At 64.2% G+C, this 9,658-nt stretch carries 9 protein-coding genes; 5 read left to right on the top strand and 4 right to left on the bottom strand.

Going from position 1 to position 9,658, the window contains the following annotated elements:
- Positions 1-235 precede the first annotated feature (235 nt).
- Positions 236-1,105: a carotenoid biosynthesis protein gene (locus tag VF515_17965; protein HEX7409519.1), complete on the top strand. Its 870-nt coding sequence runs from the start codon at positions 236-238 to the stop codon at positions 1,103-1,105.
- Between the two features lie 5 nt (positions 1,106-1,110).
- On the opposite strand, the gene VF515_17960 is transcribed toward VF515_17965, so the two are convergent.
- Positions 1,111-3,219, bottom strand: coding sequence for a transglycosylase SLT domain-containing protein (locus VF515_17960; protein ID HEX7409518.1), 2,109 nt, complete (start codon positions 3,217-3,219; stop codon positions 1,111-1,113).
- 90 nt (positions 3,220-3,309) lie between these two features.
- On the opposite strand from VF515_17960, the gene VF515_17955 reads away from it, so the two are divergent.
- The 3 genes from VF515_17955 to proC all read left to right on the top strand — a co-directional run bounded on the left by VF515_17955 (position 3,310) and on the right by proC (position 5,517).
- The gene (locus tag VF515_17955; protein HEX7409517.1) at positions 3,310-3,906 is read left to right on the top strand and encodes a Maf family protein; all 597 of its coding nucleotides are present in this window, start codon (positions 3,310-3,312) and stop codon (positions 3,904-3,906) included.
- A complete protein-coding gene (locus VF515_17950) occupies positions 3,903-4,592 on the top strand; it encodes a YggS family pyridoxal phosphate-dependent enzyme (protein HEX7409516.1) in 690 nt (229 codons plus the stop codon). The genes VF515_17955 and VF515_17950 overlap by 4 nt, the downstream gene beginning before the upstream one ends.
- A gap of 70 nt (positions 4,593-4,662) precedes the next feature.
- Entirely contained in the window at positions 4,663-5,517 is an 855-nt protein-coding gene (proC, locus tag VF515_17945) for a pyrroline-5-carboxylate reductase (protein HEX7409515.1), read from the top strand.
- Between the two features lie 99 nt (positions 5,518-5,616).
- Here proC and VF515_17940 read toward each other — a convergent pair whose 3' ends face one another.
- Positions 5,617-6,075, bottom strand: coding sequence for a MarR family transcriptional regulator (locus VF515_17940; protein HEX7409514.1), 459 nt, complete (start codon positions 6,073-6,075; stop codon positions 5,617-5,619).
- Positions 6,076-6,246: 171 nt separating this feature from the next.
- On the opposite strand from VF515_17940, the gene typA reads away from it, so the two are divergent.
- Positions 6,247-8,073, top strand: a complete 1,827-nt coding sequence (typA, locus tag VF515_17935; GenBank protein ID HEX7409513.1) for a translational GTPase TypA — start codon at positions 6,247-6,249, stop codon at positions 8,071-8,073.
- A gap of 128 nt (positions 8,074-8,201) precedes the next feature.
- On the opposite strand, the gene VF515_17930 is transcribed toward typA, so the two are convergent.
- Complete coding sequence (locus VF515_17930) at positions 8,202-9,257, bottom strand: lysylphosphatidylglycerol synthase transmembrane domain-containing protein (GenBank protein HEX7409512.1); 1,056 nt, start codon at positions 9,255-9,257, stop codon at positions 8,202-8,204.
- 79 nt (positions 9,258-9,336) lie between these two features.
- Entirely contained in the window at positions 9,337-9,516 is a 180-nt protein-coding gene (locus VF515_17925) for a hypothetical protein (protein ID HEX7409511.1), read from the bottom strand.
- Between the last annotated feature and the right edge of the window lie 142 nt (positions 9,517-9,658).

The raw sequence follows: 9,658 nt of genomic DNA, 5'->3' as shown, positions 1-9,658 counted from the left end.
CGAATCTCCAAATGCACATGCCGAAGCTGCGTCGCGAGCGCGGCCGTGACCAACAGGACCGCAATCACAACCGCCAAGCGGTGCCGGACGATGAACCGAATGTACCGTTCCATCAGGCGCTACGCTTCCGAAGAGAACCCCAGAGCTTCGGGCATATAGTCCTTCGCTTCGCCTTCCACAAGGAGAAGCCTCTTCGACGTTGAGTTCCTCCCCACCTACAGGTAAGGTCCCCCCGATGTTGGACCTGTTGCATCGCCTCCTCGGCATGGTCGTGCTCCGGCCCTATGTGTTCGTGTTTTTCGCCGTCTACTTGGTGGCGGCGGTCAGCAAGATGGGCTGGAAGAAGACCCTCGTCTTCACCCTCATCGCCTACACCGTCGCCTTCGCCGCCGAGTTCTGTTCGACGCGAACCGGCTTCCCGTTCGGGCTCTATCACTACGTCGACACCACCCGGGACCGCGAGTTGTGGATCTCCAATGTCCCCTTCTGGGACTCCCTCTCGTTCACCTTCCTCTGTTACCTGGGGCTCAGCCTGGCGGTCCTGGTGTACTCGCCCCTGCAGATTCGGCCGGGGGATGTTCAGGTCGTCGACACCTGTGAGATCCGGCAATCGCGGCGCGTCCTGGTCACCGCAACCGTGCTCATGACCCTGCTCGACGTGGTGATCGACCCCCTCACGGTGCACGGCGATCGCTGGTTCCTGGGGAAAATCTATTACTACCCGAACGGCGGCATCTACTTCGGCGTGCCGATCAGCAACTTCATCGGCTGGGCTTTGGTCGGCGCAACCACGATTGCCCTCTTCCAGTGGTTCGAGAGGCGGCAGTGGTTCAGCTCCGATTTGACGCGGCCGGCCGGAGTTCGCCATCTTCCATACGCGGGACTCATCGAGCCGCTCCTCTACGCCGGCGTCCTCTTGTTCAATGTCGTGCTCACGTTTGCCATCGGCGAAACCCTGCTCGGCATCATCGCCATCATGATCTATCTGCCGGCGGGCGTCTTGTTCGCCGCCAATTTCGTCGACCCGCGGCGGCGGGCCGATGCAGCGCAGATCGCCACGCACCGCTACGACTTCCCGCACTCGCCGATCGTTTCCCGACTGTGAGGGCGCTAGCTGGCGCGGCCAGCGTACAGCTGCCGGTACTTGCGGTAGTTCGTCATCACCCGCTTCACGTAGTCCCGCGTCTCCCGGTAGCTGATGCTTTCGACAAACTCGTCTGGCTCGAGATCAGCAAAGCGCCGCTCCCATTTTTCCACTGCCGCCTCACCGCCATTGTATGCCGCCACCGCCTTCAACACGTCCCCGCGGAAACGGACCAGTAGTCCTTTGAGATACCGGCTGCCGAGGTCGATGTTGATATCCGGTTCCAGTAGCGCGGGTGGGTCAACGGCACGACCGTTCGCCGACGCCACCTGCGTCGCGGTCTTGGGCAGCAACTGCATGAGCCCGTACGCGTTGGCCGGCGACCGCGCCTCAGGATCGAACAAGCTCTCCTGACGCATGAGCGATTCGATCAGAAGCGGATCGACGGCATTGTCGCGGGCCTCCCGGTCCACGATGGACCAGAACGCCAGCGGATAGAGCAGGTGCTGGCGCTCGAAAGCCGACAGTCCGGCACGGTCCCCCAAGCGCTGTAGGAGATGCTGGGCGGCAGCAAAGCCATCAACGGCCTGATACGCATGCAGCAGGTAACGCATCGTGCCGATGTCGTCACGGCGGCCACGCTCGATCGCCTTCAACTCCTGGCGCGCCAGCGTGTAGACACCCGCCGCTTTCAGCTCACCCCAACGGCTGAAATGAAAGGCCTCGACGCCCGGCACGGACTCCAACGCCGCAGAGCCCTCTGCCGTTCCGGCAAGCAACGCTGGCGCGGGCATCGACTCGACTTGTGCTGGAAGCAGGGCCCCTGAGGACGCCCCCAGACGCCGCTCCGCCCACATGGCATAGTAATCGGTAGGGTCACGCTCGATGATGTCCCGATACAGCTCGCGCGCCGCCTCCGCCCGGCCAGCAGACTCAAGCGCCCGCGCTTCCCAATACATCGCACCGTTGCGTTGCGGCAATGACAACGTCTCGTCCGCCAGTCGTGCAAACGCCGAACTGGCCGCCGGCCAGTCCCGGGACAGATAGTGGATCCACCCGATCCGCCAGCGTGCTTCGTCAGCGAACTTACTCCGTGGATACCGCCTGGCCAGGGCCGCAAAACTGTCGACGGCGAGGGCGCTCCGCCCCGCGCTCTGATGAATGCGGCCGACGGCGTAGAGCGCCTCGGTGGCGCGAGGGTCATCGGGATAACGACGCCGAAATTCCAGGAAGGCGCTCAGCGCGGCGCTATCCTGATCGCGATTCCACAGAACGGAAGCTAGGCGAAACAACGCTCCAGGGGCCGCGGTGGTCTCTGGAAAACGATCAACCAGCGTCCGCAGCTTCGCCACGGCTGCTTCGACCTCGCCGCGTCCGTACAGCACATCCGCCTGCACCCGCAACGCCGCCGCCTGCTCCACACCGCCCGGCGACTGCAGGAGCTGTTGCGCGGCACTTTCCGCCGCGCCATAGTCGTGCTCGTCAAGCAGTAGCCGCGCTTCGTCCAGCAGGTCGGCGCCCACCAGCGCGCGTTCGGGATGCTGGGCGCGCAGAGCAAGCACCTGTTGCTTCGCGGTTCGGCCCAACGTCGAGCCAACCATCTTGCGTCGCACTTCCATGTATCCAGCGTACGCCGCCTCAATGTTCCCCTGGCGCTCATCCGCCTCGGCGAGCGCCAGGCGCGCGCCCTGGACCGTGGTGGCATCCGGCGCGGCCAGCGCCTCGCGCAGCAGCGGCTGGGCCTGATCAACACCGCCGGCCCGTAACAGCAACCGCCCCGTTTCCAGTGCCGCCGCGGGCGCCTTCACACTCTGCGGATAGTCCCGCAGCAGACGGGAGAACGCCGCCTCGGCCGCCGCATCACCCCCGCGTCGCAACGCAATCGTGCCAGCAAAGTAGAGCGCATAGTCTGCCAGCTCGGGGTACTGCTCCGCCAACGCACTGAAGATCGGCAAAGCCCGCTCATCTTCTCCGTGGCGGAACGAGTCGTAGGCCCGGACGAAGGCGGCGCGCTTGTCGGCAACGGTATCAAGCCGCACCTGAACCTGCGGCAGGGCGGACGGAGGCACCGGCACCCGCGCGCCGCATCCAACCGTGGTCAGCAATAACACCAGCGTAAGAATCAACCGCAACATGGGTCTCAGCTAGCATATCCATCGGCAGGTGCCAGCCACGTTGACAATGCAGCGAGCATCGGCCAACAACCACACATGGGTACTGGGCCAATGAGCACGGCGCTGGTCCTCGCCTCCGCTTCGCCGCGACGGCGTGAGTTGCTCACCGCGAGAGGCTTTCGATTCGAGGTGGACCCCAGCAACGTCATGGAAACCCCGCAGCCAGGGGAGCCTGCGGACGCCTTTGCGCAACGGATCGCGGCGGAAAAGGCGGGTGACGTCGCGCGACGCCATCCGGGCACGTGCGTACTGGCCGCCGACACCGTCGTGGTCGTAGACGGCACCTTGTTCGGAAAGCCCATTGATCGCAGCGATGCGCGGCGCATGCTGCAGGCGCTGTCGGGCCGCACCCATCGCGTGCTCACCGCGGTTGCATTGGTGGATCCCACCGGAGCCGTCGAGGAAATCCTCGTCGAAAGCCAGGTCGCATTCCGCCCGCTCACGGCGGCTGAGATCGAGGAGTATCTCGAATCCGGCGAGCCCTTCGACAAGGCTGGCGCTTACGCGGTGCAGGGGCTGGCGAAGAAGTTTGTCGTCCGCGTTCGCGGCTCCCACTCGAATGTCGTGGGCTTGCCGATGGAAGCGGTCACCGATCTCCTGCAGCGGCATCTCCCCGCCGCGGCGAACACGGCCCCAGCGATGCCATGATGGACGTGGCCGCCAATTGGGAACGCGTGCGGCAGCAGGTGGCGCAGGCGGCGCAGAAGGTCGGACGCGATCCACAAGCAGTGCGTATTATCGCAGTCTCGAAAACCAAACCCGTCGAGTTGATCGAACAGGCGATTCGGGCAGGGGCAACAGACATCGGAGAGAATTACGTCCAGGAAGCGGTTGCCAAGATACCGCGGATCACGGCGCCGGTCACCTGGCACATGATCGGACATCTGCAGCGCAACAAGGCCGCGCGCGCGGTCGAACTCTTCAACGTCATTCACACCCTGGACTCCGTCGCCCTCGGCGAGGCCCTGGCGCGCCACGCCGAGCACCGCGGGCAACCGGTACGGGTCCTCCTCGAGGTGAACACCGGCGGCGAGACGACCAAACACGGCGTCCGCGCGGAAGACGTCGAAGACCTGTTGGCGGCGCTAGCCGATCGCCGCTGGCTGTCGATCGATGGATTGATGACCATTCCCCCGCCGGCGGAATCAGTGGGAGCGGCGCGGCCACATTTTCGTGGCCTGCGCCAGCTGCGCGACCAGCTGCAGCGTCACGCTCCTGCTAACGCGCCGTTGCGTGAGCTGTCGATGGGCATGTCAGACGACTTCACCGTAGCCATCGAAGAGGGTGCAACCCTGGTGCGGATTGGCAGGGCGATCTTCGGAGAGCGAACGTGAAGTAGGGGCGCAACATGCTGCGCCCCTACACTGCGTCGGCGGCGAGAATCCCACCAATGAGAGGATCGTAATGAAGGAAGAGCCAAGAAGAACGCAGGCTACCAGCAAGCAAGGACAGCGCGTTATCGGCTTCGTCGGCGGCGGCAACATGGCGAGCGCTTTGATCCGCGGATTGCTCGCGGCGGGACTCTATCGGGCCGATCAGGTGTGGGCCAGTGATGTCGAGGCGCGCCAGCGTACCTCGCTGCGCCGGCGATTCGGGGTCGGCGTCACGGCCGACAATGCGGCGCTGGTGCACGGCTCCAAGGTCGTCGTCCTCGCCGTAAAGCCACAGAGCATCGACGCAGTGTTGGCGGGGCTGCGCGGCGCCGTGACGCCGGCGAAGATCTTTCTCTCCATTGCCGCCGGCGTAACGACGGCCCGCCTGGAAGCAGGGCTCGGCACCCGGGCGCGCGTCCTGCGCGTCATGCCCAACACGCCAGCGCTCGTCGGCAAGGGCATGTCGGTGTTGGTACGCGGCCGCTATGCCACCGCCACCGACGAACGCCTCGGCCTGCGCCTGCTGCGCGCGGTCGGCGCGGCCGTGGCGGTGCAAGAGGAGCGGCTGCTCGATGCCGTGACCGGGCTCAGTGGCAGCGGTCCGGCCTACGTGTATCTCTTCGCCGAAGGGTTGATTGCCGGCGGCATTCACGCCGGATTGCCGGCGCCCCTGGCAAGCCGGCTGGCGTTACAGACGATCACCGGTGCGGCAGCGATGCTCCAGGAAACCGGCGAGAGCCCGGACGCGCTGCGGGCCATGGTCACGTCGCCCGGCGGAACCACCCTGGCCGGTCTCGGTGAGCTGGAGACGCGAGGATTCAAGGACGCCGTTGCCGCAGCCGTCGTCACTGCCGCGCGTCGCTCCGCGGAGTTGGGACGCAACTAGAGGAGCCGCGTATGGCGTATGGCTTATGGCTTATGGCTCTTGGATCTTGACCATATGCCATATGCCATCGGCCATAGGCTGCTTCCGCCGTAGGCTGTTTCAGCCCCGTCTTCGCCCCTTGGTGAGTTGGGGTCTCGTAACCTTCTTGGGAGCGCTGTCGCGCTCGATATAGAGCAGGTCGAAACTCCGCCGCATCCCGAGCAGCTCCTTGCGGTGCTGCTCGGCAAGGGCGCGCAGCTTGCGCGCCCCATCGCTGGCGAGCGAAATGTGCACTTCACGGCGATCATCGGGGTTGGTCTCGCGGCGGACCAAACCACAGGCTACCGCCCGGTCGACCAGACCGACCACGCTGTGGTGCCGCACCTGCAGGAAGTCCGCCAACTCCCCGATCGTCGCCCACCCCTTTCCGGTGAAGCCCGTCACGCCGAGCAAGAGTTGGTGCTGTTGCGGTGTCAGACCGGTGCCGCGTGCCGCCTCTTCACTGAACCGCAGAAACTTGCGGATTGCGTAGCGAAATCGCGCCAGATTATGAATATCCGATTGCGATGCGCCTGCCATCCCGTGCCCCCGTTGCAATGCCATCGACCACGAGTCGCACCACCCTCAGCCCTGGTGGTACACCTGCCATTGCTGGAATCAACGCGAATGCTATAGTCACCGCACCTCGAAAAGCAAGGCCAATAACGTCAGCCCGCCGATACCGTTCGGCCCCAACCACTCAAGAGCATTATGCATCCACTACGCGCCACCCGCGACGACATCCGCAACATCGCGATCATCGCCCACGTCGACCACGGCAAGACGACCCTACTCGACGCCATGCTGCACCAAAGCGGCATCTTCCGCAGCAACGAGCAGGTTGTGGAACGGGTCATGGACTCGTTTGTCCTCGAGCGCGAGCGCGGCATCACCATTCTCGCCAAGAACACCGCCGTCACCTACCAGGGCGTCAAGATCAACATCGTCGATACCCCGGGGCATGCCGATTTCGGCGGCGAGGTGGAGCGGACCTTGGCGATGGTTGACGGCGTCATGCTGCTGGTCGATGCCTCCGAAGGACCCCTGCCGCAGACACGTTTCGTCCTGAAGAAGGCGCTGGAAGCCGGCCTGCCACCGGTGGTGTGCGTCAACAAGATTGATCGGCCCGACGCCCGCGTCACCGAGGTGCTGGATGAAATCTACGATCTCTTCATCGACCTCGATGCGACCGACACGCAGCTGGACTTTCCGGTGGTGTACACCAACGCCCGTGCCGGGATTGCCAAGCGCGCCCTGACCGACGACGACGCCGACCTGCGGCCGCTGTTCGACCTGATCGTATCCGCGCTGCCGCCACCGCGCTTCGACCCGGACGCCCCGACCCAATTTCAAGCCAACAATCTCGACTACAATGACTACGTCGGCCGTCTCGCCATCGGCCGTATCGTCAGCGGCGAGCTGCACAGCGGCACCATCTACACCGTCTGTCGCCTGGATGGCTCGCACGTGGATGCCAAGATCAACCAAATCTACGGCTGGCATGGACTCAAGCGCATGGAGCTGCCGCAGGCAAAGGCCGGCGACATTGTCGCCGTGGCAGGCATCGAGGACATCCATATCGGTGAAACCATTGCGGACCGCCTCAACCCGCAAGCGCTGCCGGCCATCCGCATCGACGAACCGACGATCGCGATGATTTTCAGCGTCAACAACTCCCCGTGGGCGGGACGCGAGGGGGAATACGTCACCTCGCGCAAGCTGCGCGAGCGCTTGGTGTACGAGCTGCGCAAGAACGTGAGCTTGCGCATCGAGGACACGGCCTCACCCGATTCGTGGCGGGTCATGGGTCGTGGCGAGTTGCAGCTGGCGATCCTGGTCGAAACCATGCGCCGCGAGGGCTACGAGCTGCTGGTGTCGAAGCCGACCATCATCACCAAGGAGATCGACGGCGCGGCGCACGAGCCCATGGAACTGCTGCTGGTGGATGTGCCGGAAGAGTACATCGGCGTGGTCTCGCAGCTGCTTGCCGTGCGCCGTGGCAAGATGACCAAGATGAACCATCCGGGCTCCGGGCGGGTGCGGTTGGAGTTCGTCATCCCGTCGCGCGGCTTGATCGGGTTTCGCTCGTACTTTCTCACCGATACGCGCGGCACCGGCATCATGAACGCCCTGTTCAACGGCTACGCGCCGTGGCAGGGTCCGATCCAAGCGCGCACCAACGGCGCCATGATTGCCGACCGCGAAGGCCCGGCGACACCGTATGCGATCTTCCATCTGCAGGAGCGCGGCGTCATCTTCATCCCGCCGGGAACACGTGTCTACGAAGGCATGGTCGTCGGCGAGTACTCGCGTGAATCCGACCTCGATGTGAATATCTGCCGCGAGAAGAAACTCTCCAACATGCGCGCCAGCGGCCACGATGAGGCCGTGCGCCTCACCCCCCACCGCGAAATGGGTCTGGAAACCGGCATCGAATGGATCGGTGATGAGGAACTGGTCGAGGTCACCCCGCAGTCGGTCCGCCTGCGCAAGAAAGTCCTGCGCCAGACAGAGCGGCCGAAGAGACGCAAAGAGTAGCGGGCTGCGCCCAGCATCTATGCAGCGGGACCGCTCCCCGTTGGGTCGCTACCGCGGCATCTGGCGGAACTTGACTCTCATGCAACGCGTTGCAAGCACCAAGCGCCCGACACGCAGGTGCCGCGGCCCTAGGTTTCCCGCGCCCGAACGTCGACCGCCGGCCGATACCCGGCGTCACGCATGAAATAGAAAATGCCGCCGCTCAGCGTCGGCGCTTCCGCCGCCCAGAAACCCAACGCGGCGGAGATGATGGACTGCGAGGTGCCGATCCGATGCGCCAGCAGCACCGTCTGGACGATCTCGCGTACGCCTTCGCCGGCGATGGTGAACGGGCTCATCACCGTGGCGAAAATCTGGATAGTCGAGGCAAATGACACTTCCCAGAAGTCGGCGTGCACCGCACCGATGGCCAGCGCCGTGAAGAAGTATGTCACGGCGGTGCAGAAATGCACGGCGAAGCTGAGCCCCGTGGCCTGCAGCATCAGCAGCTTCTGATCCTTGTAGGCGGCGGCCGCCGCGTTGACACGCTCCAGTACGGAAGCAACCCGGCCGCGCTGCCCGAGGCGTACGCGATCGAGCAGGAAGCCGATGACCGCCGGTTTGAACGCCACCAGAAAGAACGCACCGATGATGGCGAGTGAGATGGGAACGGTCAGCAACGCCACCAGCCTGGCCTTGTCGCCCAGCACGCTGTAGCCGAGCGGCAACGTCACCAGAAACGTCAGCACGATGCCGACGATTCCCAGCCCTTTCTCCACCACGGTCGCAGCCGTGACCTCAACCGTGCGTCCGGAGAATCGCGCCGCGTCGTACAGCTTGTAGCCGTCGAGTCCGATGGTCGAAGGGAGGAAGGTCCCGAGAAACCGTCCGATCAGAAACGTGGTCACTATATGCCAGAGCGGAAACGTGATGCCCTGTCCGCGCAGCAGCAAGTACCAGCGCAGCATCGAGGCCAACATGCCGACGAACTTGATGGTGAACGCCAGCAGGGTGAAGCGCCAGAAGACACTACCCTGGATGTGCGGCAGGTAGTCGAGAATGGCGCGCAGGGCAATGACCGATTCTCCGGATTCCGTACGCACCCGGTGCGTGAGCAGGAGGTAGAACGCCCCAGCGGTGAGGAGCACCTTGAGCATCGTATTGAGGATGCGCCGCAGCCGCGCAGCGGTCGGCGTCGCTTCCACGGAACTCGAACGCTTCGTCGGAGCGCTACGTCTCGGAGCGAGCATCTACTTCCTCGTGGCCGACGAACAGGCCGGACCGCTACAGCTTGAACTCCCGATCACGCTCATGAAGGTGCACCTCCCCGGCCTCCGGGGGCGCCAACTCATTCAGTTTGCGAAAAACAATCTCGATGAGCTTATCGAGGCGCCGATACTCTCCCGAGTGCGCCGCAGCCCGTGCGACGCTCACGGCCAATTTCAGCTTCTCGTCCGTGGTCATATCCCCTCCTGATGTCTTCGGCGGCGAAACAGCTTCAGCTTATAGGAAGCCCAGGCCAGAAGGACAACCGCACGGGTGAAAAGAAAACCGCCATCGTCACCGAGCAATTGCCACCTCAGATTGACTTTGGTAGGGTTGCGCC

Source organism: Candidatus Binatia bacterium (genome assembly GCA_036382395.1).
In the GTDB taxonomy this organism is placed as follows: domain Bacteria; phylum Desulfobacterota; class Binatia; order HRBIN30; family HRBIN30; genus JAGDMS01.
The sequence above is the reverse complement of the archived record's forward strand: the minus strand, read 5'-3'. Positions and strand labels throughout refer to the sequence as shown.

Coding starts and splice junctions, on each gene's coding strand:
- VF515_17965 (HEX7409519.1), top strand. CDS start 236: ATGTTGGACCTGTTGCATCGCCTCCTCGGCATGGTCGTGCTCCGGCCC.
- VF515_17960 (HEX7409518.1), bottom strand. CDS start 3,219: ATGTTGCGGTTGATTCTTACGCTGGTGTTATTGCTGACCACGGTTGGA.
- VF515_17955 (HEX7409517.1), top strand. CDS start 3,310: ATGAGCACGGCGCTGGTCCTCGCCTCCGCTTCGCCGCGACGGCGTGAG.
- VF515_17950 (HEX7409516.1), top strand. CDS start 3,903: ATGATGGACGTGGCCGCCAATTGGGAACGCGTGCGGCAGCAGGTGGCG.
- proC (HEX7409515.1), top strand. CDS start 4,663: ATGAAGGAAGAGCCAAGAAGAACGCAGGCTACCAGCAAGCAAGGACAG.
- VF515_17940 (HEX7409514.1), bottom strand. CDS start 6,075: ATGGCAGGCGCATCGCAATCGGATATTCATAATCTGGCGCGATTTCGC.
- typA (HEX7409513.1), top strand. CDS start 6,247: ATGCATCCACTACGCGCCACCCGCGACGACATCCGCAACATCGCGATC.
- VF515_17925 (HEX7409511.1), bottom strand. CDS start 9,516: ATGACCACGGACGAGAAGCTGAAATTGGCCGTGAGCGTCGCACGGGCT.